This is a genomic window from Burkholderia sp. WSM2230 (genome assembly GCF_000472445.1).
In the GTDB taxonomy this organism is placed as follows: Bacteria; Pseudomonadota; Gammaproteobacteria; order Burkholderiales; family Burkholderiaceae; genus Paraburkholderia.
On sequence record NZ_AXAJ01000003.1, the window covers coordinates 30,859 to 57,563 of the forward strand.

Here is a 26,705-nt window from a genome sequence, read left to right on the forward strand (position 1 = left end):
CAGGGCACATATCGGCACGGCTCGGCTTCAGCCGACGCGCGAGCGTGCCGATATAACCGATAGGACGAGTGGCGAAACGGGGCAAACCCCGCTGCGGCCGTCGAACTTCGGCAGATTACGCAGCTCACGGCAGACCGCGGCCTTACTCCTCGCTCATTCAACCATGGCGGGCAACGCTGGTTTGCCGCCCGCAGGCCGATCCAGGTCAAGACAACATGATGCTCACCACCAAGCTGCAAATCCAGGTCCCCGAGGCGCTCCGCGCCCGCCAATCCTTTGCCACAAGTCCGCGCCTGAGCGCGCTCGCCGGGCTGCTGCTATGCGCATTCGGCGCGCATGCGCAGCAACCTGCCGACCTTGCCGGCAGCTTCGCGCAACTCGGCCATGGCCGTCTTGCGAGCCGCAGCATTTCGCTGGCCGAGCTGGGCATGCGCGAACCGCTCGTGCTGCGCGCGCCGGATGCCCGCCAGGAGCTCTATCTGCCGGTGCCGGCCGGCGTGCCTCTGACGGACGCCAGCCTGCAGATCGACGGCAGCTATCTGCGCGGCAACGGCGGGCGCACGACGATGCTGGTTTCGCTCGACGGCTCGCCGGTACTCTCGCGCAGCCCCGCGCAGGAACAGGGCGACGGCTCCGCGACGCTCGGCGTGGACGGCGCCGCGCGGCCAAGCGGCTTCGTGCGCGTGGGCCTCGACTGGTCGTCGCTGATCAACGACAACATCTGCGCGGACCAGACTGCGATCGGCAATGTCTGGCGCGTCGCGCCGAGCTCGCGCCTGACCTATCGCTACGATCCCGACGCGATTGTCGATCTGCGCGGCGCGTGGAGCGCGTTGCCACACCAGCCGGTCGTGATGCTCGGCGCGCGCAGCGTGGCCGCGCCCGCGTTCAACGCAGGCTGGCGTGTCGAAGCGCTGCTGCAACGCGAAGGTCGCGCGCCGGTCACGCGCGCGTGGCCGGCCGCAGGCGATACGGTGGACCTGAGCGGCATCGAGGTGCCCGCGCCGTTGCGCGCGGTTCCCGCGTTCGCCGCGCTTGCCGCAGGCGGCTCGCACAAGCTGGCCAATCCCGCCGAGGCCGGCGCGCTGATCGCGCTCGCGCCCGGCGCGGCATTCGCACCCGACGTGATCGTTGCCGACGACACGCTGCGCGCAAGCTTGAAGACTTCCCTCGATGCGCTGCGCGAACAGGTGGCAGGCGCATCGCCCGCGGCGGCGGATGCGTTCGACGCCTGGCGCGCGCGCAGCATCGATCCGGTGGAAAAGCCGCTTGCGGCCGGCGAAGTGCGCGTCGCGCATGTGGGCGCACAAACCGCCATCGTGGTCGGCGACAACGACGGCGTCGCGGTGCTCGCCCACACGTGGCGTCCCATCGACGTCGTGAGCCGCCTCGTGGTGCATCAGATCGACAATGCGCCGGATACGCGCGGTGACCAGATCGCGCTGTCGTTGCTCGGCGGCGAGCCGCGCACGCTGGACGTGCAGGTCCGCGCGAGCTGGGACGCGAGCTTCGACCTGGGCGCCGCCTCGGGTATCGGCAAGCTGCCGGACGCCGTCGTGCTCGACGTGGCCGCGGCGCCGACCTTGGACGATTCCGGGCAAACCGCGTCGGTCTATTTCAACGACGTGCTGATCGGCTCGCAACTGCTCCGCGCCAACGGCAAGCCGCAACGCATCACCGCGCACGTGCCGCGTTTCGCGCTCGCTCCGCGCAACCAGGTACGGGTCGAGTTCCAGCGCCAGCCGGAAGGCGGTTGCCGTGCACGCGATCAGGGCCACCCGATCGCGGTCCTGCCGAGCAGCCATTTGCGTCTCGCCGACGCCAGCCTCGGCGACGATTTCACCGGCATGGTGGCGCGCTTTGCGTCGCAAGCCGAAGTGATCGTGCCGGCCGCCTATCTCGGCGATGCGACCGAGGCGCTGCCGCGCGTCGCGCGTCTCGCGAACGCGAGCGGCATTGCGCCGACGCGCGCGAGTTTTAGCGTTGCCCGCGACGGCGACACGGTGAAGCCGCAGGGCGCGTTTCTCGCCGCAGACGTCGCGCTCGTCGATGAAAAGAACATCGCGCGTCTCGCCAAAGACCGCCTGTCGTTCACCGATCCATCGGGCAAGATCCTCGCGGATCTGTCGGGCCTGAACCGCGTCGGCGTGATCGAAGTGGTGAGTTCGGGGAGCGTGCAGGGCGTGTCCTACCGTACCGTGGGCGATACGCCGGCGGTGCTGCCGGCTTCGCTGCAACTGTCGCGCGGCGACGTGGCGATCGTCGACGGCAGCGGCACGCTGCGCCAGTTCGATACGCGTCATCCGGGGCAGGTGGTCGATGCGAGCGACATGGAAGGTCCGTGGTTCATGCAGAGCTGGCTGCGCTGGGGCGTGCCGGCCGCGCTGATTGGCTTGCTCGTCGTGCTGCTGCTGGTGGCCAACATCGCGCGCCGCAGGAACCGGAACAAGTCGTGAGCATCGCGCTGATCAAATGGTACGTGGGCTACGCGGTAGCTCACTACTACCACGCGCTCGAATATGTCGCCGCGCTGGTGGCGTTCCTGATCGTGCTCTCCAGCATCGACGATCTGTTCATCGATCTCTGGTACTGGAGCCGCATGCTCTACCGCCGCCTGACGGTGGAGCGGACCTATAAGCCGCTGACCGCCGCGCAGCTCTATCAGCGCGAAGAGCAGCCGCTTGCGATCATGGTGCCCGCATGGCACGAATACGACGTGGTCGCCGCGATGATCGAAGATCTCGTGCGCGTGATGGACTACCGCAACTATGTGGTGTTCGTCGGCACGTATCAGAACGATCCGCAGACCATCGCCGAAGTCGAGCGCATGCGCCGCCGCTACAAGCAGCTACGCCGCGTGGAAGTGCCGCATGACGGACCGACCTGCAAGGCCGATTGCCTGAACTGGGTGATTCAGGCGATCTTCGCTTACGAGCGTGAGGCGGGCATCGAATTCGCGGGCGTCGTTCTGCACGACAGCGAGGACGTGCTGCATCCGGTCGAGCTGCGCTTTTTCAATTATCTGCTGCCGCGCAAGGACATGATCCAGTTGCCGGTTGCGTCGCTCGAACGCAACTGGTTCGAGCTCGTGGCCGGCACCTATATGGACGAGTTTGCCGAGTGGCACGCAAAGGACCTCGTGGTGCGCGAGAGTCTGGTGGGCTCGGTGCCGTCGGCGGGCGTGGGCACGTGTTTCTCGCGGCGCGCGCTGCTTTCGCTGATTGCCGAGACCGACAATCAGCCGTTCAACACAGAGAGTCTCACCGAAGACTACGACGTCGGCGCGCGTCTCGCGAAGATGGGCATGCAATCCATTTTCGCGCGCTTTCCGGTGCAGTTCGCGACGCGCCGCAAGGCATGGTTCGGCTTCGGCGCCGAGCGCGACATTACGGTGACGATGCCTTTGTGCGTGCGCGAGTTCTTCCCCGATACGTTTCGCACCGCTTATCGTCAACGCGCGCGCTGGACGCTCGGCATTGGCCTGCAAGGGTGGAAGCAGACCGGCTGGACCGGCTCGCTCGCGAATCGCTATCTGCTGTTTCGCGACCGCAAAGGTGTCGTGACCGCGTTCGTCGGCATCATTGCCTACGGGCTCGTGCTGCAGTTCCTGCTGTTCGCGGGCGCGAGTCTGCTGGGTCTGATGCCCGAGCTGATCGCCTCGCCGTTTGCCGACTCGCCATGGCTGCGCGCGTTGCTGTGGGTGAATGCGGTGGCCCTGGTGTTGCGAGTGGTGCAGCGCATCTACTTCGTCACGAGGCTGTATGGCTGGGAGCATGGTGTGTTGTCGGTGCCGCGCATGGTGGTCGGCAACTTCATCAATTTCATGGCGGTTTCACGCGCGTGGAAGATGTTCCTCGTGCATCTCGCGACGGGCAAGCGGCTCGCATGGGACAAGACCATGCATGACTTTCCGTCGGCGGATGGTTTCAACAATCGCCGCCAGCGTCTTGGCGAACTGCTGCTGTCGTGGCAAGCAATCGACCCCGACAGGCTCGAGCAGGCACTCGGCGAGAGCCATGCGCGCGAGGCGCCGCTTGGCCGCGTGCTGATGGCCAAAGGCTGGCTCGACGAGGAAACGCTTGCCGAAGCGATTGCGTTTCAGACGGATTTGCCGCGCGGCCGCCTGAATCTCGAACAGCTTCGCGAGGACGCCGCGTGTCTGCCGCTAGAGACAATCGTGCGGCACCGCGTGCTGCCGCAGATCGACGCTGCGCATACCGCTCATCGCCGCACGGTTCTGCTGACGGCGAGTCCGCTGTCCGACGAGGTGCTCGCTCAGCTGAGCGAGCTGATCGACGGACCGGTGGCTCAGGAGATCGTTCGCGAGGGCGAGATTGCGGCGGGTTTGCGCGTGCTGCGCGGCGTCGACATTGCAGTGCCCGCGGACGCGGGCGCTGGCCAGATGCCCGCGCGCAGCGTGCCGCTGATCGGTGATCTGCTGATCGAACATGGGCACGTGCGCCGCGAGGACTTCGAAGCCGCGATGCAGCACTATCGTCCGGACCGTCATGGCCGTATCGGCGACTACATGGTGGCGCGCGAGGTCATCTCGCTTGCCGCGCTCGACAACGTCATCCAGGAACAGCGCCGCCTGCAGGCCGCGTTGGCGGCGACAGAATGATCGACTCGATTTTGATGCGGCGCGCACACGCGCTGCCGGCGCACGCGGCTCAGCTAGCGCCGCGTTTGCGGGGACTCTTGACGCCGACGCGCGAGGCGCGCGCGCGGCTCTCCGGCACTTGCGCAACGCCGTTCGTGCTGCGCGCGATTGCCGCTGCCGCAGTGGCCGGCGCACTCGGCCTCGCGCCGAACGTACACGCGCAGAGCGGGGCCGCGACCGTGCCAAACGCGCTGCCGCTCAGCGGCGCCGCATACCGTGTCGCGCAGGAAGCCTATGCCGCGTATGCTCGCGGCGACTATGCGGGCGCCGTTGCGCGAACTCGCGAGGCCATTCGCCAGCGACCCGACGTGGTCTCGCTGCGCGTGCTGCTCGCCAACTCGCTCGCCGCACAGCGCCGTTATGGCGAAGCGAGCCGCTCGCTTGGCGAAGCAATCGCGCAACTCGGTCCCGACCCGGCGTTGACCTCGCGGCGCAAGCAGATCGACGCGTTGAATGTGTCGACGCGAGCGGTTGTGCGCGGCGGCCGTCAGCAGGCGGGCGACCCGAATGCGTTGAGCGGCGCCGCGCTCACGGCGGCCCAGCACGCGTACAAAGCTTATGCGGCGAAGGATTTCGCGGCCACCGTCAAATATGCCAACGACGCGCTCGCGCTGCGTCCCGATCTGTTGCGTCTGCATCTATTGCTGATCGACGCGGCGAGCGCCGCGGGCGACGATGCCGGTGCATGGGCCGCCAACCTCGATGCGGTGAAGCGCTTCGGCGATAACGACGAACTGCGCTTGCGGCGCGGTTTCATCGGTAGCCGGCTCGCGCCGAAGTCGGCGGCGGCCTCGTATGAAGCGCGCAAGCAGGGCGACGACGCGCGCGCTGCGGCGCTCGCGCGCGGGGCCGTCTCCTATGCGCCGGATCGCATCGGCTACCGGATGCAGTTGATCGACGCGCTGTTCGCCGCGAACGATCTGCCGGCGGTGCAGGCCGCCGCAAGCGCGGCGATCGCCGACCTTTCCGCCGACGACGCGTCGCTCATGCCGCTCACGTTGCGCGGCTACGCACTCGCGGCACAGGGCCATGCGTCTGATGCCGACGCGGACTTCGTGCGCGCCTTGAAGGTGAGCCATGCAGGCGCACGAGACCAGCGCGTGGCGCGCACCATCATCGCCGATGTCTGGATTGCCGCCCGCGACCCGCAACGCGCGCTCGATCTGCTCGCGCCGTTGCAGGCCAACAACGACGATACGGATGCCGCGATCGCGCTGCGCCGCGCGCGGGCGCGAGCTGCGTTGGCACACCCGGTCGCGGCTTCGCTCGATCCGCTGCGCCGGCCGATCATCGAGTGTCTGCTCGACGAGTACGGCTCCAGTTGCTACGTTTATCCAGCCGATCCGGGATTTGCTGCTGCACGTGCTGCACAGAAAGCGTCCGCGGCGAAGAACAAGACTGCCGCGCTGCGCGATGCGCGTGACGCGGTGCAGGCCGCGCCGGACGATCCACAGCATCGCGTGCAATTGATCGACGCGCTGGTGGCCGCGGGCGAGACGCGCGAGGCAAACGACGAAGCGCGCCAAATGGTCGATACGGGCATGCTCGACGCGCTGCCGGACATGACGGCTGCATACATCGCGCAACGAGCGGGCAACGGTCGTGTGGCCTACGAGCGCTTCAGCATGGCCGACAAGGCCGGCGCACTGCCGCCGGGCGCGGCCGCGGATGCGGGCTATGCGGCGATGCACGCGCATCGCAACCGCGAGGCCGCGCAGTATTTCGAGCGGGCCATCGACGCGAGTGCGGCGGCCTTGCCCGACACGGAAGGCATCGCCACGCCGACGCAATCCACGCCGGCGCAACTGAACGACATACGCAGCGCGCACGCGGACGTGACGCGCAACTGGGGCTTCAACGCGTCGCTCAATTATCGCGGCGCGGGCATGCAGCCCGGCTATGCGTCGTCGCCCACACCGGGCACGTCGAACAACTGGCAAAGCGGTGTCGAAGCCTACTGGCGACCGTTCGGCAGTCTCGGCGAGCGCATGTTCGAAGTCTATGCACGCGGCTATGAAAGCTTCGGCGTGAAGAACGGCGGCGCCACCGGCGTCGATACCTTGCAGGCGACGGTCGGCGCGCGCGCCAAACCGCTCACGCAAATCGACGCGATCGTCGCGTTCGAGCGCATCATTCCGATCGGCTCGCGCGTGGATCCCGACTGGCTCGCGCGCCTCGCATATTCGGGCGGCTTCGGCACCGAGCGTCGCGTGGACGTGCCTGCGTGGTGGACCACGCGCATCTACGCGGAGACGGGCACGTATCTGAACGCGGGCTCCGTGTATGCAACCACCAACGTCCAGATGGGCCGCACGTTCCGGATGGACAGCTATAGTCCGAAGTGGACCGTGTTTCCGTACCTGGTGGTGGGCGCGGACTACGATTCGAGCATCAATCACAGTATTCCGCTAGGCGCGGGCGTCGGCATCTCGACGCGCTACTGGTTCCGCGACAGTCAATACGATGCGCCGCGCTCGTATGTCGATCTGTCGGTGCAGTACCGGCTGAAAATCAGCGGCGACGAGCGCGCTCGCGGCGTGTTCTTCGGCGCGGTGTTTGCGTATTGAGGCGGCGCTTATCTGTTTCCAGGCAGTGGAGCGATTGGAGTGATATGTGGAAGTCTGACGGCAAACAGGAATCCGGTTCGCGGGATCGCTGTGCGGCTCTAGCGGGTCCGCGCTCCCGGCGCCGGCGCACGCTGATTGCCGCGGGCGCATTGACCGCCTTGCTCGGCGGCTGTGCAACGAGCCGTTCCGGCGACTCAGCTGGCCTCGCGCAAGGCGTGGTGTGGCAGCCGGACGCCGAGCATCTCGATCCACGCGGCGATTGGCAGCGTCTCGGCGCGAGCGATCTGCTCGTGCAATGGACGGCCGTGGATGGCATAGCCTATCTGCCGGGTATGGAGGCGTCGGGTTCGACGGGCTCTTCCGGCTCCGGCGCAGATACGCTTGGCGGGCTGAAAACCGCTCGCCGTTTGCCCGACTGGACCCGCATTGCCAACGAGCCGTGGGCGCGCAGTGTGATCGTCGGTCTCGCAGGTCGCTTCGACGAGACATCGGCTCGCGCGCAAGCAGCGCAACTGATCGAGCAGTCGCGCAGGCTCGTCGAGGTGCGGCCGCCGGTTCGCGTCGCGGGCTATTACTTTCCGGTAGAAGTCGATCCGACATGGAAAGACGCAGCCTCGCTCGGGCCCTTGCTCGACCGGCTACCGCGGCCTTTGTGGATCAGCGTCTACGACAATTCGAACATCGGCGGCGAGGCACTTGCCGAGTGGCTCGACGGCTGGCTGCCGCGCGACGTCGGCGTGTTTTTCCAGGACGGTTGCGGCGTCTACACGCGCGGCCCGGCCGCCGCGCGCGAGTATGCGGACGCTCTGGCCGCGCGGCTTGGCGCGCGCCGCGTGAGGATCATTGCTGAGGCGTTTCGTCCCGCCGTGGGCGGCACGTTCCGCTCAGCGAGCGCGGCGGAACTTGCGCCGCAACTGCTTGCGTATCGCGGGCATCGGGTTTATCTGTTCGATGGTCCGCACTATGTGTCGGCAAGACTCGTGCAAGAGTTGCTGGCGATTGACTGGCCGCGGAGCTAATGCGCCGGGGCGCGCTTCGTAGCGCTATAGTTGTTTCAATGCGACTGCTTCAGCGCGATTGGCTGCGGCCCGACTGTTTCAGCGCGACGGTTCGAGCGCGACTGCTTCAGCGCAACAGTTCAGCGCAACAGTTCCAGCACAATTGCCTGGTCGCAACCACCTCAACGCAACTGCGTAACAGCCAGCAACAACACCATGCTGCCGATTGCGCCGTCCAGCACGCGCCACGCGTTCGCGCGGCGAAACAGCGGCGCCAGCGCGCGGGCACCGTAACCGAGCGCGATAAACCACACACAGCTCACGGCCATCGCGCCGACCGCGAACGCGACGCGTGCGCCCTCCGGTTCCCGCGCGCCCGCCGTACCGACCAGCAGGAACGTATCCAGATAAACGTGCGGATTGAGCCAAGTGAAGGCGAGCGTCATCAGAATGATCGGCATGGCGCGTTGGGCGGGCGGCGCGGCAGAGCTGGCACCGGCGTCCATCACCGCGTGGCCGGGCCGTACCGCGCGCCGTAGCGCGTTGATGCCGAACCACGCGAGATAGGCGAGCCCCACATACAGCATGACGTGCACGAAAACCGGATAGCGCTGCACCAGCACCGACGCACCACCGACGCCCGCGCTGATCAGAATGCAGTCCGACAGCGCGCATAGTGCGACGATCTTGCCGACGTGCGAGCGCATGATGCCTTGCCTCAGCACAAAGGCGTTCTGTGCGCCGATGGTGACGATCAGCGACGCGCATAACGCCGCGCCGTGCGAAAAAGACAACCAGTTCATAGTCGATCCAGTAGACGGAAGAAGCCAACCCCGCTAGTCTGCAGAGCTGGAAGTAATAAGAAAAGCTAATTTCTCTAACGCCGATTAAGGAGCGCTAATGCTCGACTACGCGTTGCTCGACGCGCTCGCCGCCGTGGTGCGCCACGGTTCGTTCGACCGTGCCGCAAGCGAACTGAACGTGACGCCCTCCGCGGTCTCGCAGCGCGTCAAGCTGTTGGAGGAGCGCGTGGGCAGCGTGCTCGTCAAGCGCGGCCAGCCGTGCGTCGCGACGACCTCGGGCGCGTTGCTGTGCCGCCATACCGAACGCGTGCAACTGCTCGAAGCGGAATTGACGGGCCGCGTGCCCGCGTTGCCGGGCGGTCTCGTCGAAGCCTGGCCGACGCTGCGCGTGGCGGTCAACGACGACAGCGTCGGCACCTGGTTCATCGACGCCGTTGCGCCGTTTTGCGCGGAGCGTCAAATGCTGCTGGACCTCGTGATCGACGATCAGGATCACACCGCAGAGCGGATTCGCGACGGCAGCGTGCAAGGCGCGGTGACCACCCAGGCCGAACCGGTGCAAGGCTGCCGCTCCACGCGGCTTGGGCGCATGCGTTATCTGGCGGTCTGCTCGCCGGCGTTTCTCGCGCATCATTTCGCGGACGGCGTCGCGCGCGACAGTTTGCGCCGCGCGCCGTGCGTGGATTTCAATCCGAAGGATCAGTTGCAAAAGCGCTTCATGCGCCGCATCACGCGGGCGGAAGTGGATCCGCCGTTGCACTGGATTCCGCATGTCGCCGGATTTTTGCGTGCCTGCGTGACTGGGCTCGGTTGGGGCATGTGCCCCGAGCGCATGATCGCGTCGCATCTCGCGAGCGGCGAACTCGTGCAGATGGCGCCGGGCAAGCATATCGACGTGGATCTGTACTGGCAGAGCTGGCGTTTGTCGATTGGCTGGCTCGACGATTTCAGCTCGGTATTGCGCAAGCGCGCGGCCGAGTTTCTCGATTAGGCCCGCACGCGCCGCGTGCGGCGATGCGGGGGCTTAGCGGGCGCTTATCACCCGCCGCTTCGTTTATCTCTATCTGACCGCCGAGCCGCCTTCACCCGCGACCGGCTCGCCGTTGTCCGCGGCGGCGGCGTCGCGCGTTTCGGGCATGGCCGCCCACACCAGCAGCACGGCCAGCGCCCCGGCGGCGGCGAGTCCGAAAAAGGCCACCGCATTGCCGAAATGATCGGCGATGAAACCCGCCGCCGTCGTGCTCAACGTCGCGCCAATGCCCGCCGCCAGTCCGAAGAGGCCAATACACAGGTTGTAGCGCCCCTTGCCGCCCGCTACGTCGGCGGCAATCAGCGGCAGCATCACGCCGAACACAGCCGCGCTCAGACCGTCGAGCAACTGCACCGGCACGAGCAGGTAAGGGCTGCTGATTCCGGCGAACAGTAGCGCGCGGACCGGCAGCGCCGAAAAGCCGAGCAGCAGGATCGGCCTGCGTCCCCAGCGCTCGGCGGAACGGCCGACCCACGGCGACATCATCGCGACGATTGCTTGCGGCACGATGATGCACGCCGCGATCACGAGCTGCACGTTATCGCCCATGCTGGCGGTCACTTCGCCCGCGGCGAGATTGAGCATCGCCGCATTGGACAGATGGAACAGCACGATGCAGGCGGCGAACAGCAGCATCCGCCTGTCGCGCAGCAGCTCGCGCAGGCTCTCGCGCCGCTCGATCTGCGCAGGCGTCGGCGCGGCTTTTGGCAACTGGATCGTGTCGGTGCGCTGGATCATAGAAAGGGCGACCAGCGCCGGGACGGCAAGTCCCGCGGTCAGCCAGAACACCGCGCGCGGCGAATAGTATTCGCCGAACACGCCCATCAGCCCGGCGGCGACCGCACTGCCTATCGACGCCCAACGCGCGTTGCGCCCGAGCCGGTCGCCGAGATTGGCGCGCCCCACGAGCGCGAACGAAATCGCCGCGAGCGCCGGCGTCAGCATGCAGCTGGCGAATCCGTGAAAGACCTCCGCTGCAAACACCGGCAGCACCGTCGGACTCGCGGCGAGCAGCACCGCGCTCAGGATGATCGCGAAGATCGCCCACGCGGCCGCGCCTTTCTTGTTGCGCAATGCGTCGACGGCGGCGCCGCCCGGCACCTGGCTCACCATCGCGCTGATCGTGCCCACGGAGAGCGCCATGCCGATCTCGCCTTGGGTCCACTTGTGCGACGCCAGATACGACGCGATGAACGGACCGAAGCCCGTTTGCACATTGGCAACGAAGAAATTGAGCCAGTCGAGCGCGCGCAGGCTTCGCGCCGTAACCAGAGTGCGGCCTGTCATCGGACCGCCCGTGCGTTCGAGCCCGCTGCGGATGTCGCGGTGGGTGCAGGCGCTGCAGAGCCGACGGACCCGCCGGACGCGGCCGCCGCGGCCGCAGCCGGCGCGGCCGGCGGAGCCGGCGAGACCGCGCGGATCGGCTTGTCGCTCGCGTAGGGCGGCGCGGCGTTGATCTGCGCATCGCTCAGATCGATTTGCGGGTGCAGTTCCTTGTCTTTTGCGACAAAGCGCAGCGCCGACCAGTTGGCAGCAATCGTGCGCCGCTCGGTGCTCACCATCCCGTTGACGTCGAGCACGACCGCCTGCGGCTGCGCGCTTGCGTCGATCAGCACGTCGATCACGCGGCCCACCTTCGCGCCGTTCGAGCGTTCGACGGTCGCGTCGATCAGCGGCAATTGCATCGCGGCATTGGATTTGGCGGGATTCAACGGCGCAGCCGACGGGTTCAGCGTAATCGGCGCGGTCTTCGCGGTCGGCGTGAAGCGGAATGCGTTCCACGCGAAATTGACCTTGCGGTCGCCGACGCCCAGGAAACCTTGCAGATTGACCACGACTTCGCGCGGCTTGCCGCTCGCGTCCGCGATGATGTCGACCGCTCGTCCGACGACCTTGCCGTCCGGCTTCTGCACCTCGCTGTCGAGCAGCGTGCGCGCGTCGTTGCGCTCGATTGTGCGCACGAGGATGAGCGGCGGGGGCGGCGGAGGAGGCGGCGGCGGCGCGACCACGGGCGGCGGCGGCTCGACCTTGTGCGGCTTGACGACCGGCTTCTTCGGCTTTTTCGGCTGCTCGGGTTCGGCGGCTTCCGTCTCGACGGGTTCCGGCGCCGACGCGGCCACCGGCGCGCTCGCGGCTTCGACCGGCATCACCGTGGCCTCGACGATCGGCGCCTGCCGCGTGCCCCACAGCAGGCTGCTGCAGCCGGACAGCGCAAGAAGCGCCAGCAGCGCGAACGCGGCGAGAAACGTTTGACGCCAGGCTGGAAGCGAAAAGCCGCCACTCATCGGGGAGAACTCCATGGACCGGTGCGGCCGGCAAAGGGCCGCGGTTGGACAGTACGGCCAAGAGTTTAACCCGCGACGTCGGGTGGTCCCGTTTTGAGCACCGTGCGAGCGCGGGGCGGCAAGCACGCTTCGTGCCGCGCCGGTGATTGCCCGTGCGCGCGGGCGGTGTCTTCGAGACAATCCGAAGCTCTCGAAATGCTTTCATCCGGGCAATCGCTGGCGATCCGAAACCGTAGGTGTAAACGCGCGGCTCGCGGGCGCGCTTCGCCGTCGCTTAAACGATATAAGCGTCGCGACATGCCCGGCATGCCATTCATGCGATGGGAGATATATCTGCGTTGGCCTACATTTCGAGACACAAAAACCGACACAAAAAAACACAAAGCGGACCACGAGCGCGCCACCACGTGCGCCCACATTAAATCAACGCAACGAGACGAACCTGATGACGGCCACTACGACGGCCGTTTCAGCATGCTGATAAAGGAGGCACTCATCATGATGGAACCCCACGCCCAGCCGCTTTCCGAAGCCGGCGCCGAATCATTCGACACCCGGGGCCTGCTCGACCGCTACTTCGAAATTTCCGCGCGGGGCAGCTCGCAGCGCCAGGAAATCGTCGCGGGTATCACGACCTTTCTCGCGATGGTCTATTCCGTGTTCGTCGTGCCCGGCATGTTCGGCAAGGCGGGCTTCGACACCAGCGCGGTGTTCGTCGCCGTGTGCCTCACGACCGCGTTCGGCTCGCTGCTGATGGGCGTGTGGGCGCGCTTGCCGATCGCGATCGGCTGCGCCATTTCGCTGACCGCGTTCACCGCGTTCGGTCTCGTGCTAGGCAAAGGCTTGCATCCGACGGTCGCGCTCGGCGCCGTGTTCCTGATGGGCGTGGTGTTCACCGCGATCTCGGTGACAGGCGTGCGTTCGTGGATTCTGCGCAATCTGCCCACAGGCATCGCGCACGGCACGGGCATCGGCATTGGTCTTTTTCTGCTGCTGATCGCCGCCAACGACGTAGGCCTCGTCGTCAGGAATCCGGGCGCCGGTCTGCCGGTCGCGCTCGGTCATATCACGGCGTTGCCGGCGCTGATGTCGGTAGCGGGGCTCGCGGCGATCTTCGGACTGGTGCGCCGCCGCGTGCCGGGCTCGATCCTGATCGTGATCGTCGCGATTTCGGCGATTGCGTTGCTCGTCGATCCGGCCGTGTCGTTTCATGGCGTGTTCGCGGTGCCGTCGCTGAGCGCGCCGGGGCACGAGTCGCTGATCGGCGCGATGGACATCAAGGGCGCGCTCTCGATGGCGGTGCTGCCGAGCGTGCTCGCGCTCGTGATGACGGCCGTGTTCGACGCCACCGGCACCATCCGCGCAGTCGCGGGCCAGGCGGGCCAGCTCGACGAAAACGGCCGCATCATCAACGGCGGGCGGGCGCTGACGGCGGATTCGGTCAGCTCGATTTTCTCCGGCCTGCTCGGCGGCGCGCCGGCTGCGGCGTATATCGAATCGACGGTCGGCGTGGCGGCCGGCGCGAAGACCGGCATGGCGGCGGCAGTGGTCGGCCTGCTGTTTCTCGGCGTGATGTTTTTCTCGCCGCTCGCCGGCCTCGTGCCTTCGTACGCGACGGCGCCCGCGCTGATGTACGTGGGCCTGCTGATGCTCTCCAACGTCAGCAAGCTGCACATGGACGATATGGTCGACGCGATGTCGGGTCTCATGTGCGCGGTCTTTATCGTGCTGACGGCGAATATCGTGACCGGCATCATGCTGGGCTTCGCGACGCTCGTGATCGGCCGCGTGGTGAGCGGCGAATATCGCAAGCTGAACGTGGGCACCGTCGCGATTGCCATCGTGCTGGTCGGCTTCTACCTCGGCGGCTGGGCGATCTGACCGGTCAGGCGGCGCGGGCGGTTCGCCGGCACGCCGCATGTCGCACGCCGACACGCCGACACGCCGCGCAAGATTCGCCGACCGGTTGCACAATGACGCTGCATGTCACTGTGACGGAGGCGAACATGGAATCTCAGAGAGACCCGCAACACCGGACCGGTTCAAGAGAGGAATGGCTCGCGGCGAGCAGGGCGCTGCTGGCCGAGGAGAAAGCCCACATGCGCGCGGGCGACGAACTCGCGCGCAAACGCCGCGAACTGCCGTGGGTGAAGGTCGCCAAGACGTACGTATTCGACACGCCGCAAGGCGCGAAGACGCTTGCCGATCTGTTCGACGGACGCAGCCAGTTGATCGTGTATCACTTCATGTTCGGCGCGGACTGGGAAGAGGGCTGCGTCGGCTGCTCGTTCCTGTCGGATCATATGGTGGGCATCGTCACGCATCTCGAACATCACGATGTGTCGTACGTGACGGTTTCGCACGCGCCGCTCGCGAAGATCGAGGCGTTCAAAGAGCGCATGGGCTGGACGTTTCCGTGGGTGTCGTCGGCGGAAAGTGACTTCAATTTCGACTATCACGTGTCGTTCACGCCCGAACAACTCGCGAGCAAAAAGGCGTTCTACAACTTCACCGAGCAGGACGTGGGCATTGACGAACAGCACGGCCACAGTGTCTTCTACAAAGACGCGCAAGGCGATGTGTACCACACCTATTCATGCTACGGCCGCGGCGACGAGCGCTTCATTAACACGTACGCGCATCTGGACGTGACACCGAAAGGCCGCAACGAAACCAGCAGTCTTGTCGACTGGGTCAGGCATCACGACCGCTATGAAGACGAGCGGCCCCCGGGCGCTTGCGCCGCTTGCGGCTCGTGAGCGGAAAGACAGGCGGAAACGTGGTGGAGAAACCAGCGCAGAAACTGGCCGCAACTGCAGCGCTCACAACGCCATTTCGAAGGCAGGCTTGACAAACAGCTGGATCGCCATCACGGCGAGGCTCATCAAGGCCACCGACAGCGTCAACGTGCCGTACTCGTCGTAGCGTGCATCGTAAATGCATGCTACGACGAACAGAATCGCGAGTAGGTTGGTCAGCCAGTCGAAATTCAGCGCGAAGGTCATCGATAAATCCGGGCTCATGGGCGGCTCGGACGTCGAACCGCGGGGCTCAGCCGGGCCGGCAAAACCGCGCGGACCAGTTGAGCGCGATTCTATCGACCCGAGCTTACGGATTTGCAACGACGGCGCTTACACAGATTACGCCGCCTGTCCGGCCAGCATGTCGTGCTCGATCCACTCGATCACCGAAGTGCGCTTCGGCTGCCAGCCCAGCAGTTTGCGCGCGCGCTCGCCGCGCACGCGGCTGTTAGAACCGAGCCCATACGAGGCCATTTCGTAGCCCCATTCCTTCTGCGCTTCTTCGAGCGGCCAGTCTTGCGGCGCGCCGAGCTTCATCGCACGCGCAATGGCTGCGCTCATGTCTTTGAACGACGCCTCGCCGCTTTCGACGAAGTAGAACGTACCCGCCGGGCTCTTCTCCAGCGCGAGCCGGTAGAGCTCGGCGACGTCGTCGATATGCACGTTCGACCACGTGTTGCCGCCGCTGCCGACATGGCGCACCACGCCGCTTTTTTGCGCCTGTCGCACGAGCCGCGGCAACTGCACGCTGGCGCTGCCCGCCACAGCGCCGTGGCCATAGATCAGCGTATTGCAAAGCACCGCCGAGCGGATATTGCGCTGTGCCGCGTGCAGCACCTGGCGGTCGATGGCGACGCGCGCGGCCTTGTCGGCGGTCGGCTGCGGCAGTGAGTCTTCGTGATAGATGCGCGCCTCGGCCGCTTCGCCGCCGGACGCATCGCCGACGATGCTCGAGCCGCTCGTGTGCAAAAACGCTTTGCCCGAGCCCGCGAGTCCTTCGATCAGCGCGCTCACCGCGCCTGCGTGATCGCTGCTTGCCGCGTTGATGACCGCGTCGGCGGCTTGCGCTTCGGCAATCAGCAATGCGCGGTCGTCGAGTGTGCCGATAACCGGCTCGATGCCGAGCCGCTTCAACTCCTCGCCATGTTCGGGCTTGCGGATGAGACCGCGCACCTGATGACCCGCGCGCACGAGATGTGCCGCGATAGAACCGCCTATAAAACCGCTTGCGCCTGTAATGAAAATCTTCAAGACGTTCTCCTGAGTGGAAACACGATGACAGGCACGCAGTATCCGCTCTCTCGATTCTCGCAAAAAGCGTGTTAGTCTCAAATCAACCTTGACTGTGAATCAACAATGAAAACTTCCACGGACGAGTTGCAGGTGTTCGTCAGCGTGATCGACAGCGGCTCGATCACGGCGGCCGCCGAAAAACTGGGGCAGACCGTTTCGGGCGTGAGCCGCGCGCTCACGCGCCTCGAAAAGAAACTCGATACCGCGCTCGTGCGGCGCACCACGCGCCGTTTGCAATTGACGGAAGAGGGCGAAGGCTTTCTGCAGCGCGCCCGCGCCATTCTCGACGCGATGGAAGAAGCCGAGGAGTCCGTCACGCGCAAGCGCCGGCGGCCTTCGGGAAGGCTGCGCGTGGACGCGGCGTCGCCGTTCATGCTTCACTGCATCGCCCCGCATATGACGGCGTTCTCTGAGCTGTATCCGGGGATTCGTCTGGAGTTGACGAGCAACGAGCGCATCGTCGATCTGCTCGAGCAGAAGGTGGATATCGCGATCCGCATCGGCGCGTTGCAGGACTCCACGCTGCATGCGCGCGCGCTCGGCAGCAGCAAGCTGCGCGTGGTCGCAAGTCCCGCGTATCTCGCAGCGCACGGCGAGCCCAAAACGGTCGATGCATTGCGCGGGCATCGGCTGATCGGCTTTACCGCGCCCGAGCATCTGAACCGCTGGCCGTTGCGCGAGCGGCGTGGCGACAGGACAGGGAACAGAGGCACTGCAAACCGCAAGCCCGAACCGTTAAGGATCGAGCCGTCGATCACTGCATCGAGCGGCGAGACCTTGCGCCAGCTTGCGCTCTCCGGCTGGGGCATCGCCTGTCTCGCCGATTTCATGACTGGCGCCGACATCCGCGACGGACGGCTCGTGCCGATTCTCGGCAGCGCGCTGCTGGACGAGCGCCAGCCGGTCAACGCGGTGTACTACCAGAGCGCGTCGCTCACGGGGCGCGTGCAGTGTTTCCTGGATTTCATCGCGGCGCGCGTGCGGTTGTAGCGTCACGTATTTTGGACGTGTATATACAAGTTTGGCCGGCAGAAGCGTGCGGCTCCCGCACGCAGTTCCGTCCCGCGCTGTCCTCAGCGGATATGCCGGGCGGTTAAACACCTTGCGAACCCGGCCTTAGTGGAAAGTCCTGGGGCCTCAAACATTAAAAACAAGTTGTATATACAACGCGGCCCCGCTAGACTTCTTCGAAATTGTATAGACAGGACAACAACCATGATGACTTTGAAGCCCGGCCACCTGACTCTTCCGCAACTGCGCCAGATCGCGCGTGGCCACGTGCCGCTGCAACTGGATCCGGCGAGCCACGCGGCCATCGACGCATGCGCGAAAGCCGTCGCGGACATCGCCGCCAAGGGCGAGCCGGCCTACGGCATCAACACAGGCTTCGGGCGTCTTGCCAGCACGCACATTCCGCACGATCAGCTCGAACTGCTGCAACGCAATCTGGTGCTGTCGCATGCCGTGGGCGTGGGCGAGCCGATGTCGCGTCCGGTCGTGCGTCTGTTGATCGCGCTTAAGCTGTCGAGCCTCGGCCGCGGCAATTCGGGCATCCGTCGCGAAGTCATGGAAGCGCTCATCACGCTGTACAACGCAGACGTGCTGCCGGTGATTCCCGTCAAGGGTTCGGTCGGCGCATCCGGCGACCTCGCGCCGCTCGCGCATATGTCGGCGGTGCTGCTCGGCGTCGGCGAAGTGTTCGCGAAGGGCGAGCGCCTGCCGGCCACCGAAGGTCTCGCGCTCGTCGGCCTGAAGCCGCTCACCCTGCAAGCGAAGGAAGGGCTCGCGCTGCTGAACGGCACGCAGGCCTCCACGGCGCTCGCGCTCTACAACATGTTCGCGATCGAAGATCTGTATCGCACCGCGTTGGTGGCGGGCGCGTTGTCGGTGGATGCGGCGGCTGGCTCGGTCAAGCCGTTCGACGCACGCATTCACGAACTGCGCGGCCATCAAGGTCAGATCGACGCGGCGGCGGCTTACCGCTCGCTGTTGCAGGGCTCGGGCATCAACGCGTCGCACGCCGGTTGCGACAAGGTGCAGGACCCGTACAGCCTGCGCTGCCAGCCGCAAGTGATGGGCGCGTGCCTCGACCAGATGCGTCATGCGGCCGACGTGCTGCTCGTCGAAGCGAACGCTGTGTCCGACAATCCGCTGATTTTCCCGGACACCGGTGAAGTGCTGTCGGGCGGCAATTTCCACGCCGAGCCGGTGGCGTTCGCCGCGGACAATCTCGCGCTCGCCGCCGCGGAAATCGGCGCGTTGGCCGAGCGCCGCATCGCGTTGCTGATCGACGCCACGCTGTCCGGCCTGCCGCCGTTCCTCGTACGCGACGGCGGCGTGAACTCCGGCTTCATGATCGCTCACGTGACCGCCGCCGCGCTCGCCTCGGAAAACAAGACGCTTGCGCATCCGGCTTCCGTCGATTCGCTGCCCACGTCGGCCAACCAGGAAGATCACGTTTCGATGGCTACGTTCGCCGCGCGCAAGCTCGGCGACATCGCCGACAATACGGCCAATATTCTTTCCATCGAACTGCTCGCCGCCGCTCAGGGTGTCGATCTGCGCGCGCCGCACAAGACCAGCCCGAGCCTGCAAAAAGTGATGGACGTGGTGCGCAACGACGTCGCGCATTACGAGCTCGACCATTACTTCGCGCCGGACATCGCGGCCGTGACGCGCCTCGTGCAGGACGGCACGATCGCGAAGCTGAGCCCGTTCTCCTTCGCCTCCGAACAATAAGCGCACAGCGAGCGGCAACCAGATGAACGCACCGGCTTACCAGGGCATCAAGGACTTCATCCTCGCGCGCATTCATGCGGGCGAATGGGCTGAAGGCGACCAGGTGCCATCCGAAAACGAGCTTGCGCGCGAATTCAACGTCGCGCGCATGACGGTCAACCGCGCGCTGCGCGAGTTGACCTCGGAACAGGTGCTCACGCGTGTACAGGGTTCGGGCACTTTCGTCGCCCGTCCCAAGTACGAATCCACGCTGGTCGCGATCCGCAGCATTTCCGACGAAATCGTCGCGCGCGGTCATCGCTATCAGGCGAAGGTGCTGCACATCGGCGCGAGCATTGCAGACGCGGCGCTCGCCGAGGAAATGCAGGTGAACGCGGGCAGTCCGGTGTTTCATTCGCGCGTGCTGCATCTGGAAAACGACGAGCCGGTGCAGCTCGAAGAGCGCTGGGTCAACCCGGCTGTCGCACCGGACTACGCGTTGCAGGACTTCACGAACACCACGCCGAACCAGTATCTCGTGCGCGTCGCGCCGCTGCAGCGCGTCGAATACCGCATCGAGGCATTGGCGGCGGACGGCGACACGCGCGAGCTGCTGACCATGGATGAACTCGAGCCCTGTCTCGTGCTGCATCGGCGCACGTGGTCGCAAAGCCAGGTTGCGTCGATTGCGAACCTGTGGCATCCGGGCAGCCGCTACCGTTTCACCGGACACTTCTGATTCAGCTTTTAGTCAACGGTTTTTCGTCAACGAATTTTTCGTCCATCTTCGACTTATTCCGATCATCTCAGGCATTCCGAGGGCCACCATGAACAACCCGAAGCATATCGACCCGCGTCTCGATCCTACTCGCACGATTCGCGCGCCGCGCGGCGCACAAAAGACCTGCAAGACATGGATCGCGGAAGCCGCGTACCGGATGATCCAGAATAATCTGGACCCCGAAGTAGCCGAGCATCCGCACGCGCTGGTGGTCTACGGCGGCATTGGCCGCGCAGCGCGCAACTGGGATTGCTTCGACCAGATTCTCTCGTCGCTGAAAGACCTGAACGAAGACGAAACGCTGCTGATCCAGTCGGGCAAGCCGGTCGGCGTGTTCCGCACCCATGCCGACGCGCCGCGCGTGCTGCTCGCAAATTCGAACCTCGTTCCGCATTGGGCGACGTGGGAGCATTTCCACGAACTCGACCGCAAGGGCCTGATGATGTACGGGCAGATGACGGCGGGCAGCTGGATCTACATCGGCAGTCAAGGGATCGTGCAGGGTACGTACGAAACCTTCTTCTCGGTGGCCAACCAGCATTTCAACGGCGACCCGAAGGGCCGCTGGATCCTGACCGGCGGTCTCGGCGGCATGGGCGGCGCGCAGCCGCTTGCGGCCACGATGGCCGGCTTTTCGATGATCGCGGTGGAATGCGACGAGACGCGCATCGACTTCCGTCTGAAGACCCGCTACGTCGATAAAAAGGCGCAGACGCTCGACGAAGCCCTCGCGATGCTCGACGAAGCGAAGCAGGCGGGCAAGCCGGTGTCGATCGGCCTGCTCGGCAATGCTGCGGACGTGTTTGCCGAGTGCGTGGCGCGCGGCATCACGCCGGACTGCGTGACCGATCAGACGAGCGCGCACGATCCGATCCACGGCTACCTGCCGCAAGGCTGGAAGCTCGAAGACTGGCGCGAGCGCCAGAAGACCGCGCCCGAGTCGATCGTCACTCCTGCCAAGCAATCCATGGCGAAGCAGGTCCAGGCCATGTTGACGCTGCAGCAGCGCGGCGCGGCCACGCTCGATTACGGCAACAACATTCGTCAGATGGCGCTGGAAATGGGCGTGGAAAACGCGTTCGATTTCCCGGGCTTCGTGCCGGCGTATATCCGCCCGTTGTTCTGCGAAGGCAAGGGGCCGTTCCGCTGGGTGGCGCTGTCGGGCGATCCTGAGGACATCTACAAGACGGACGCGAAGGTCAAGGAACTGATTCCGGACGATCCGCATCTGCATAACTGGCTCGACATGGCGCGCGAGCGCATCGCGTTCCAGGGCTTGCCGGCGCGCATCTGCTGGGTCGGCGTGAAGGATCGCTACCGCCTCGGCCACGCCTTCAACGAAATGGTGAAGAACGGCGAACTGAAGGCGCCGATCGTGATTGGCCGCGATCACCTCGACACGGGTTCGGTGGCGAGCCCGAACCGCGAAACCGAATCGATGAAGGACGGCTCGGACGCCGTCAGCGACTGGCCGCTGCTCAACGCGCTGCTGAATACCGCGGGCGGGGCGTCGTGGGTGTCGCTGCATCACGGCGGCGGCGTCGGCATGGGCTTTAGCCAGCATGCGGGCGTTGTGATCGTCGCGGACGGCACAGATGCCGCGAAGGAGCGCCTTGGCCGCGTGCTGTTCAACGACCCGGCAACCGGCGTGATGCGTCACGCGGATGCAGGTTACGAACTCGCGCAGCAGACGGCGCGCGAGGCCGGCCTCAAGCTGCCGATGCTGGGCCGTTGAGCATGACGCTTGCGGGCAGCCAGGCGGCCGATGCGAACGCTCGGGTGAACGCTTGCATGAGCGCCGTCACATTGATCCGCGCTGCGGAGCTCGTGGCGTCGCCGTGGAAGAACGGCGGCGGCGTCACGCGCGAAGTCGCCGCGCATCCGGCAGACGCGGGGCTCGATACGTTCGTATGGCGCGTGAGCGTGGCGGATGTTGTGCAAGCCGGGCCGTTCTCGCGCTTCGCCGGAATCGATCGCACGCTGGTGCTGCTGTCCGGCGCGGGCATGCTGCTCGATGAAGCAGAAGACGACGATGTCGTGACGACCCATGCATTGACGCAACCGCTCGACATCGCGCGTTTTGCGGGCGAGGCGCGCATCGACGCACGGCTTGTCGACGGTGCGACGCGCGATTTCAATCTGATGGTGCGTCGCGGCCTGGCAGAAGGCGAGCTCGACGTGTGGCGCAGCCTTGAACAGCAAACGCAAGCTCGACGCACATTATCCGCCGACGTCGCGCTGCTGTACTGCGCGAGCGGGGCGCTGAGCATCGCATTGGGCGACGCAACCGCGGACGCAGAAGCGCACGCAGACCCCCGCGCACATGCGGACACGCAAGCGCACCGCCTGCAACCGGGCGACACGTTGCGCATCGACGCGCCAAACGCCCTGTCATGCACGATGCAAGGCGCGGGCGCGTTACTCGCAACCAGCATCCGCTACACCCAACCATGACGACGGTTCGCGCGCACGTCTGCCCCCGCGGCGCATGCGCGTGAATCTCCACAGTACGCAACAGGCAGCGAGAAGCTGCAAAGAGCATGCGATGAAGCAAACCGTCTGGCATCAATTGAATCTGTGCCCCGAGGGCGATCCCGATCACACGCTGCACGACGCCGCCATTGCGGTGGAAGACGGCAAGATTGCATGGCTCGGCGCGGCTACTGATCTGCCCGCTCGCTTCGCCGCCTGGCCACGCGAAGACTTGCACGGCGCGTGGGTGACGCCGGGGCTCGTCGATTGTCATACGCATCTGGTGTACGGCGGGCAGCGCGCCGACGAATTTGCGCAGCGCCTTGCGGGCGTCAGCTATGAAGAGATCGCGCGCCAGGGCGGCGGCATCGTGTCGACGGTGCGCGCGACTCGTGCCGCCACCGAAGAAGCGTTGTTCAGCCAGGCGGCCGCGCGGCTGGAACCGCTGCTTGCCGAAGGCGTGAGCGCGGTCGAAATCAAATCGGGTTACGGACTCGATCTCGCCAGCGAGCGCAAGATGCTGCGCGTCGCGCGCCGGCTGGGCGAGCGCTATCCGGTGACGGTATATACGACGTTTCTCGGCGCGCACGCGTTGCCGCCGGAATTCGCGGGCCGCGCCGACGCGTATATCGACGAAGTCTGCAACACGATGCTGCCCGCGCTCGCGGACGAAGGCCTCGTCGACGCTGTGGACGTATTCTGCGAGCGCATCGGCTTTTCTCTCGAGCAAAGCGAGCGCGTGTTCAATGCGGCCTCGCGCTACAAGCTGCCCGTCAAAATGCACGCGGAGCAGTTGTCGAACGGCGGCGGCACGGCGCTTGCCGCGCGATATCGCGCGCTGTCCGCGGACCACCTGGAGTTTCTCGACGAAGCAGGCGTCGCCGCAATGAAAGAAGCCGGCACGGTGGCCGTGCTGCTGCCCGGCGCGTACTACTTCATTCGCGAGACGCAACTGCCGCCGCTGGAATTGCTGCGGCGTTACGAGGTGCCGATCGCCATTTCGACCGACAGCAATCCAGGCACATCGCCCGCCACCTCGCTTCTGCTGATGATGAACATGGCGACCACGCTGTTTCGCATGACTGTGCCGGAAGTGCTGAAGGGCGTGACGTCGCACGCGGCGCGCGCGCTCGGCAAGGCCGACCGCCACGGTTCGCTCGAAGTGGGGCGTGTCGCCGACTTCGCGGTGTGGTCGGTCGATTCGCTCGCGGAACTTGCATACTGGATGGGGCGTCCGTTGTGCGCGCGCGTGGTGCGCGCGGGCGAGACCGTTTATCGCCCGCAATATGGTTCGTTGATACGCGGCGCAAACTGAAGCCAGGACCTGAGAGATGACACAACGAAAACAGTCGCTATTTGCCGAAAACGCGTATCTGCCGGATGGCTGGCGCCGCAATGTGCTGCTGGAATGGGACGCTAGCGGCACGCTCACGGCGGTCACGCCCGATATGCGCGAAGCCCCCGCAGATGCGCCGACAGCCGCAGGTCCAATATTGCCCGGCATGCCGAATCTTCACTCGCATGCGTTCCAGCGCGCGATGGCGGGTCTCACCGAATATCGCGCGGCCTCCGGCGCGGGCGCCACGGACAACTTCTGGAGCTGGCGCGACCTGATGTATCGCTTTGCCGCACGCATCACGCCCGACGGATTGGCGAGCGTCGCGCAATGGCTCTACATCGAAATGCTGAAAGCGGGCTATACGTCCGTGTGCGAATTCCATTACGTGCATCACGCGCCCGATGGCAAGCGCTACGCGAACCAGGCCGAACTCGCGCAACGGGTGGTGGACGCGGCGTCGGCGGCCGGAATCGGTATGACGATGCTGCCGGTGCTGTATCAGTACAGCGGTTTTGGCGCCCGTGCGCCGCGCGAGGATCAGCGCCGCTTCATCAATACGCCCGATAGCCTGCTCGAACTGCTCGCCACGTTGCGCGCGGCACGGCCCGAAAGCGCGGCGTTGCGCTATGGCGTGGCGCCGCATTCGTTGCGAGCGGTTTCGGAACAGTCGCTGCGCGCGCTGTTGGAGGGACTGGAGGGCACAGCGCCGGTTCATATCCATATCGCCGAACAGACCGCTGAAGTGGACGCGTGTCTGGAAGCCGAAGGCGCGCGTCCGGTGCAATGGCTGCTCGATCGTTTCGATGTCGACAGCAGGTGGTGTCTCGTGCACGCCACCCATGTGGATGCCAGCGAGACGCTCGCGCTCGCAAAGAGCGGCGCGGTCGCGGGCCTGTGCCTGACCACGGAGGCGAACCTCGGCGACGGCATTTTCCCCGCACACGACTATCTCGACGCGCAAGGGCGCATCGGCGTCGGCTCCGATAGCCATATCGGCGTCGACTGGCGCGCCGAGTTGCGTCTGCTCGAATACGGGCAGCGTCTCATCCGCCGGCAGCGCAACGTGCTGTCGTCCGCGCAGTCGCCTTATGTGGCCGACCGTCTGTTCGACGCGGCGCTCGAGGGCGGCGCCCGCGCGACGGGCCGCGCGACGGGCGCATTGCAAGCCGGCCATCGCGCGGATTGGCTCGTGCTCGACCCGGATCACCCAAGCGTAGCCGAGCATGCGCCGCATGCGTGGCTCTCGGGCCTGGTATTCTGCGAGCATGGCGAGACGCCGATCCGCGATGTGTATGCGGGCGGCGACAAGGTGGTCGATAATCGCCGGCATCGCGACGAAGAGGGCGCTTACGCGCGTTATCGCATAGCGCTCGCCGAACTGCTCAAATGACATGAAGCCCACGCGGTGCATGCTTTGCATGTATGGCATGCCCGCGCTGCCGCAACGTTCTTTCGCTCCAGGACTGACATGACTGCTCCGAATACTCCGCCGGTTTTTACGTTGCATAACGGAAGCCTGCCGCTCCTGATCTCGATCCCGCATCTGGGCACCCAGATTCCCCCGGATATTGCCGCGACGATGACACCGGTTGCGCAACGCACCGACGATTGCGACTGGCACCTGGACCGGCTCTATGCATTCGCGAAGCGGATGGGCGCGTCGATTCTCGCGCCCAGCTATGCGCGCTACGTGATCGACCTGAACCGGCCGCCCGACGGCGCGAACCTGTATCCGGGGCAGGACACCACGGGCCTGCTGCCCGTCGATACGTTCGACAAGGAGCCCTTGTACCGCGAAGGTCATCTGCCGGACGAAGCGGAGGTGGCCCGCCGCCGCGACGCATACTGGATGCCTTATCACGCCGCGCTCGCGAGCGAGCTTGCCGCCCTCAAAGCCCGCCACGGCAAGGTGCTGCTCTGGGAGGCGCATTCGATCCGCTCGCACGTACCGCGCTTTTTCGAAGGGCGCTTGCCTGACTTCAACTTCGGCACGTCGAATGGCGCGAGCGCGGTGGCGGGTTTGGCCGAGGAACTGGCGGCGCTGGTCGAGCGGCACGGCGCCTATTCGGCTGTCGCCAATGGCCGCTTCAAGGGCGGCTACATCACGCGGCACTATGGTCAGCCTTCGCAAGGCGTGCATGCGGTGCAACTGGAGTTGTCCCAGATCACCTATATGCAGGAACAGTTGCCGTATGCATACGACGAAGCGCTCGCCGCGAAGATCGAGCCTTTGCTCGAGCAACTCGTCGCCACGGCGTTGGAGCGCGTCAAGGCGGCCTGATTGCGGCGCCTGACGCATCGCGCACGATAGGCCGCAGCGCAGCGGCATGGCATGCGCATGGCGGATGAGCCAATCCGAAGGACCCGACTCGCACGGCCCGATTGAGTACGGCTGAATCCGTGCAGCCGCATTCCACGACTCCATCCCGGGCGGCCCAACTCGCGGCCGTTCGCCAAACAAAAAGCCTCGCCAGGAGCGAGGCTTTTTTATGCATGCGACGCTTGGCGTAAGCGTCTGCTGCCGTTACCCTCGATGCGAAGGTAGCAATCAACGGCAGTGGCGTTCCCAGTGGTGATGAACACGCACCTTCTTGCACACCGGGTGATGGTGGTGAGCGGCCTGTGCGGGAGCGATTGCACCGAAAGCGGCGGCGGCTGCGGCAATGGCCAGGACGATCTTCTTCATTACAAAACCCTTAATCAGTGTTGTGGAATTCGCGGTGCGGCACGACGTATGCCGCACGGTACACAAGCATGCCACACGGATGCGCGCTGTGGAGGAACGCCGCCACGACGTCAGTGTCAATTCTCAGGGCGAACTGCGTAAAACTGCCGTCTGGATTGACGTTGAGCAACGCATGCAAATTCCGGGCAGCGAGTCCGCATGACGCGTGGCGCGACGCTTGCAAGCGGGGCCATGCACCGGCTACCCTTTCAAAACGATGACGCTCGCAGGGC

At 65.6% G+C, this 26,705-nt stretch carries 21 protein-coding genes; 15 read left to right on the forward strand and 6 right to left on the reverse strand.

What is annotated here, in order from left to right; translation table 11 throughout:
* Positions 1 to 215 precede the first annotated feature (215 nt).
* The 4 genes from A3AC_RS0108605 to A3AC_RS0108620 are packed head-to-tail and all read left to right on the forward strand — an operon-like array spanning position 216 to position 8,246.
* Complete coding sequence (locus tag A3AC_RS0108605; RefSeq protein ID WP_025598370.1) at positions 216 to 2,456, forward strand: cellulose biosynthesis cyclic di-GMP-binding regulatory protein BcsB; 2,241 nt, start codon at positions 216 to 218, stop codon at positions 2,454 to 2,456.
* On the forward strand, positions 2,453 to 4,621 hold the full coding sequence (locus A3AC_RS0108610; protein WP_035474952.1) for a glycosyl transferase family protein: 2,169 nt from the start codon (positions 2,453 to 2,455) through the stop codon (positions 4,619 to 4,621). Before A3AC_RS0108605 ends, A3AC_RS0108610 begins: the two co-directional genes overlap by 4 nt.
* Positions 4,618 to 7,227, forward strand: coding sequence for an NfrA family protein (locus A3AC_RS0108615; RefSeq protein ID WP_025598372.1), 2,610 nt, complete (start codon positions 4,618 to 4,620; stop codon positions 7,225 to 7,227). The genes A3AC_RS0108610 and A3AC_RS0108615 overlap by 4 nt, the downstream gene beginning before the upstream one ends.
* Before the next feature lie 44 nt (positions 7,228 to 7,271).
* Complete coding sequence (locus A3AC_RS0108620) at positions 7,272 to 8,246, forward strand: hypothetical protein (RefSeq protein WP_025598373.1); 975 nt, start codon at positions 7,272 to 7,274, stop codon at positions 8,244 to 8,246.
* A 161-nt stretch (positions 8,247 to 8,407) separates the two neighbouring features.
* On the opposite strand, the gene A3AC_RS0108625 is transcribed toward A3AC_RS0108620, so the two are convergent.
* Entirely contained in the window at positions 8,408 to 9,028 is a 621-nt protein-coding gene (locus A3AC_RS0108625) for a LysE/ArgO family amino acid transporter (protein WP_025598374.1), read from the reverse strand.
* Between the two features lie 97 nt (positions 9,029 to 9,125).
* Here A3AC_RS0108625 and A3AC_RS0108630 point away from each other — a divergent pair, with 97 nt between their 5' ends.
* The gene (locus A3AC_RS0108630) at positions 9,126 to 10,019 is read left to right on the forward strand and encodes a LysR family transcriptional regulator ArgP (RefSeq protein WP_025598375.1); all 894 of its coding nucleotides are present in this window, start codon (positions 9,126 to 9,128) and stop codon (positions 10,017 to 10,019) included.
* Between the two features lie 69 nt (positions 10,020 to 10,088).
* Here the strand turns inward: A3AC_RS0108630 and A3AC_RS0108635 are convergent, their stop codons facing one another.
* The gene (locus A3AC_RS0108635) at positions 10,089 to 11,345 is read right to left on the reverse strand and encodes an MFS transporter (RefSeq protein WP_025598376.1); all 1,257 of its coding nucleotides are present in this window, start codon (positions 11,343 to 11,345) and stop codon (positions 10,089 to 10,091) included.
* Entirely contained in the window at positions 11,342 to 12,343 is a 1,002-nt protein-coding gene (locus tag A3AC_RS0108640; RefSeq protein WP_025598377.1) for a PRC-barrel domain-containing protein, read from the reverse strand. Before A3AC_RS0108640 ends, A3AC_RS0108635 begins: the two co-directional genes overlap by 4 nt.
* 498 nt (positions 12,344 to 12,841) lie before the next feature.
* Here A3AC_RS0108640 and A3AC_RS0108645 point away from each other — a divergent pair, with 498 nt between their 5' ends.
* Positions 12,842 to 14,224 (forward strand): NCS2 family permease, encoded by a 1,383-nt coding sequence (locus tag A3AC_RS0108645; protein WP_025598378.1) that lies wholly within the window; start codon positions 12,842 to 12,844, stop codon positions 14,222 to 14,224.
* Between the two features lie 125 nt (positions 14,225 to 14,349).
* A complete protein-coding gene (locus A3AC_RS0108650; protein ID WP_025598379.1) occupies positions 14,350 to 15,102 on the forward strand; it encodes a DUF899 domain-containing protein in 753 nt (250 codons plus the stop codon).
* Between the two features lie 63 nt (positions 15,103 to 15,165).
* On the opposite strand, the gene A3AC_RS0108655 is transcribed toward A3AC_RS0108650, so the two are convergent.
* Both A3AC_RS0108655 and A3AC_RS0108660 read right to left on the reverse strand, forming a co-directional pair.
* Entirely contained in the window at positions 15,166 to 15,348 is a 183-nt protein-coding gene (locus A3AC_RS0108655) for a hypothetical protein (protein WP_025598380.1), read from the reverse strand.
* Between the two features lie 135 nt (positions 15,349 to 15,483).
* Positions 15,484 to 16,395 carry an NAD-dependent epimerase/dehydratase family protein gene (locus A3AC_RS0108660; RefSeq protein WP_025598381.1) on the reverse strand — a complete coding sequence of 304 codons (912 nt, stop codon included), beginning with the start codon at positions 16,393 to 16,395 and terminating at the stop codon, positions 15,484 to 15,486.
* Between the two features lie 105 nt (positions 16,396 to 16,500).
* On the opposite strand from A3AC_RS0108660, the gene A3AC_RS0108665 reads away from it, so the two are divergent.
* From A3AC_RS0108665 to hutG, 8 genes are all read left to right on the forward strand, one after another.
* Positions 16,501 to 17,427, forward strand: a complete 927-nt coding sequence (locus A3AC_RS0108665; protein ID WP_025598382.1) for a LysR family transcriptional regulator — start codon at positions 16,501 to 16,503, stop codon at positions 17,425 to 17,427.
* Positions 17,428 to 17,652: 225 nt separating this feature from the next.
* Complete coding sequence (gene hutH, locus A3AC_RS0108670) at positions 17,653 to 19,176, forward strand: histidine ammonia-lyase (protein ID WP_025598383.1); 1,524 nt, start codon at positions 17,653 to 17,655, stop codon at positions 19,174 to 19,176.
* 22 nt (positions 19,177 to 19,198) lie between these two features.
* Complete coding sequence (gene hutC, locus A3AC_RS0108675) at positions 19,199 to 19,894, forward strand: histidine utilization repressor (protein WP_025598384.1); 696 nt, start codon at positions 19,199 to 19,201, stop codon at positions 19,892 to 19,894.
* An 88-nt stretch (positions 19,895 to 19,982) separates the two neighbouring features.
* A complete protein-coding gene (gene hutU / locus A3AC_RS0108680) occupies positions 19,983 to 21,671 on the forward strand; it encodes a urocanate hydratase (protein WP_025598385.1) in 1,689 nt (562 codons plus the stop codon).
* 2 nt (positions 21,672 to 21,673) lie between these two features.
* Positions 21,674 to 22,390: a HutD family protein gene (locus tag A3AC_RS0108685; protein ID WP_025598386.1), complete on the forward strand. Its 717-nt coding sequence runs from the start codon at positions 21,674 to 21,676 to the stop codon at positions 22,388 to 22,390.
* A gap of 91 nt (positions 22,391 to 22,481) precedes the next feature.
* Positions 22,482 to 23,723, forward strand: a complete 1,242-nt coding sequence (gene hutI / locus A3AC_RS0108690) for an imidazolonepropionase (protein ID WP_025598387.1) — start codon at positions 22,482 to 22,484, stop codon at positions 23,721 to 23,723.
* Between the two features lie 16 nt (positions 23,724 to 23,739).
* Positions 23,740 to 25,137 (forward strand): formimidoylglutamate deiminase, encoded by a 1,398-nt coding sequence (locus A3AC_RS0108695; RefSeq protein ID WP_025598388.1) that lies wholly within the window; start codon positions 23,740 to 23,742, stop codon positions 25,135 to 25,137.
* Between the two features lie 78 nt (positions 25,138 to 25,215).
* Complete coding sequence (hutG, locus tag A3AC_RS0108700) at positions 25,216 to 26,028, forward strand: N-formylglutamate deformylase (RefSeq protein ID WP_025598389.1); 813 nt, start codon at positions 25,216 to 25,218, stop codon at positions 26,026 to 26,028.
* A 267-nt stretch (positions 26,029 to 26,295) separates the two neighbouring features.
* Here hutG and A3AC_RS30635 read toward each other — a convergent pair whose 3' ends face one another.
* Positions 26,296 to 26,433, reverse strand: coding sequence for a hypothetical protein (locus tag A3AC_RS30635; RefSeq protein WP_198017978.1), 138 nt, complete (start codon positions 26,431 to 26,433; stop codon positions 26,296 to 26,298).
* Between the last annotated feature and the right edge of the window lie 272 nt (positions 26,434 to 26,705).

Excerpts from the sequence above, each read along its gene's own strand:
- A3AC_RS0108605 (WP_025598370.1), top strand. The coding sequence starts at position 216 with ATGATGCTCACCACCAAGCTGCAAATCCAGGTCCCCGAGGCGCTCCGC.
- A3AC_RS0108615 (WP_025598372.1), top strand. The coding sequence starts at position 4,618 with ATGATCGACTCGATTTTGATGCGGCGCGCACACGCGCTGCCGGCGCAC.
- A3AC_RS0108620 (WP_025598373.1), top strand. The coding sequence starts at position 7,272 with ATGTGGAAGTCTGACGGCAAACAGGAATCCGGTTCGCGGGATCGCTGT.
- A3AC_RS0108625 (WP_025598374.1), bottom strand. The coding sequence starts at position 9,028 with ATGAACTGGTTGTCTTTTTCGCACGGCGCGGCGTTATGCGCGTCGCTG.
- A3AC_RS0108630 (WP_025598375.1), top strand. The coding sequence starts at position 9,126 with ATGCTCGACTACGCGTTGCTCGACGCGCTCGCCGCCGTGGTGCGCCAC.
- A3AC_RS0108635 (WP_025598376.1), bottom strand. The coding sequence starts at position 11,345 with ATGACAGGCCGCACTCTGGTTACGGCGCGAAGCCTGCGCGCGCTCGAC.
- A3AC_RS0108640 (WP_025598377.1), bottom strand. The coding sequence starts at position 12,343 with ATGAGTGGCGGCTTTTCGCTTCCAGCCTGGCGTCAAACGTTTCTCGCC.
- A3AC_RS0108645 (WP_025598378.1), top strand. The coding sequence starts at position 12,842 with ATGATGGAACCCCACGCCCAGCCGCTTTCCGAAGCCGGCGCCGAATCA.
- A3AC_RS0108650 (WP_025598379.1), top strand. The coding sequence starts at position 14,350 with ATGGAATCTCAGAGAGACCCGCAACACCGGACCGGTTCAAGAGAGGAA.
- A3AC_RS0108655 (WP_025598380.1), bottom strand. The coding sequence starts at position 15,348 with ATGACCTTCGCGCTGAATTTCGACTGGCTGACCAACCTACTCGCGATT.
- A3AC_RS0108665 (WP_025598382.1), top strand. The coding sequence starts at position 16,501 with ATGAAAACTTCCACGGACGAGTTGCAGGTGTTCGTCAGCGTGATCGAC.
- hutH (WP_025598383.1), top strand. The coding sequence starts at position 17,653 with ATGATGACTTTGAAGCCCGGCCACCTGACTCTTCCGCAACTGCGCCAG.
- hutC (WP_025598384.1), top strand. The coding sequence starts at position 19,199 with ATGAACGCACCGGCTTACCAGGGCATCAAGGACTTCATCCTCGCGCGC.
- hutU (WP_025598385.1), top strand. The coding sequence starts at position 19,983 with ATGAACAACCCGAAGCATATCGACCCGCGTCTCGATCCTACTCGCACG.
- A3AC_RS0108685 (WP_025598386.1), top strand. The coding sequence starts at position 21,674 with ATGACGCTTGCGGGCAGCCAGGCGGCCGATGCGAACGCTCGGGTGAAC.
- hutI (WP_025598387.1), top strand. The coding sequence starts at position 22,482 with ATGAAGCAAACCGTCTGGCATCAATTGAATCTGTGCCCCGAGGGCGAT.
- A3AC_RS0108695 (WP_025598388.1), top strand. The coding sequence starts at position 23,740 with ATGACACAACGAAAACAGTCGCTATTTGCCGAAAACGCGTATCTGCCG.
- hutG (WP_025598389.1), top strand. The coding sequence starts at position 25,216 with ATGACTGCTCCGAATACTCCGCCGGTTTTTACGTTGCATAACGGAAGC.
- A3AC_RS30635 (WP_198017978.1), bottom strand. The coding sequence starts at position 26,433 with ATGAAGAAGATCGTCCTGGCCATTGCCGCAGCCGCCGCCGCTTTCGGT.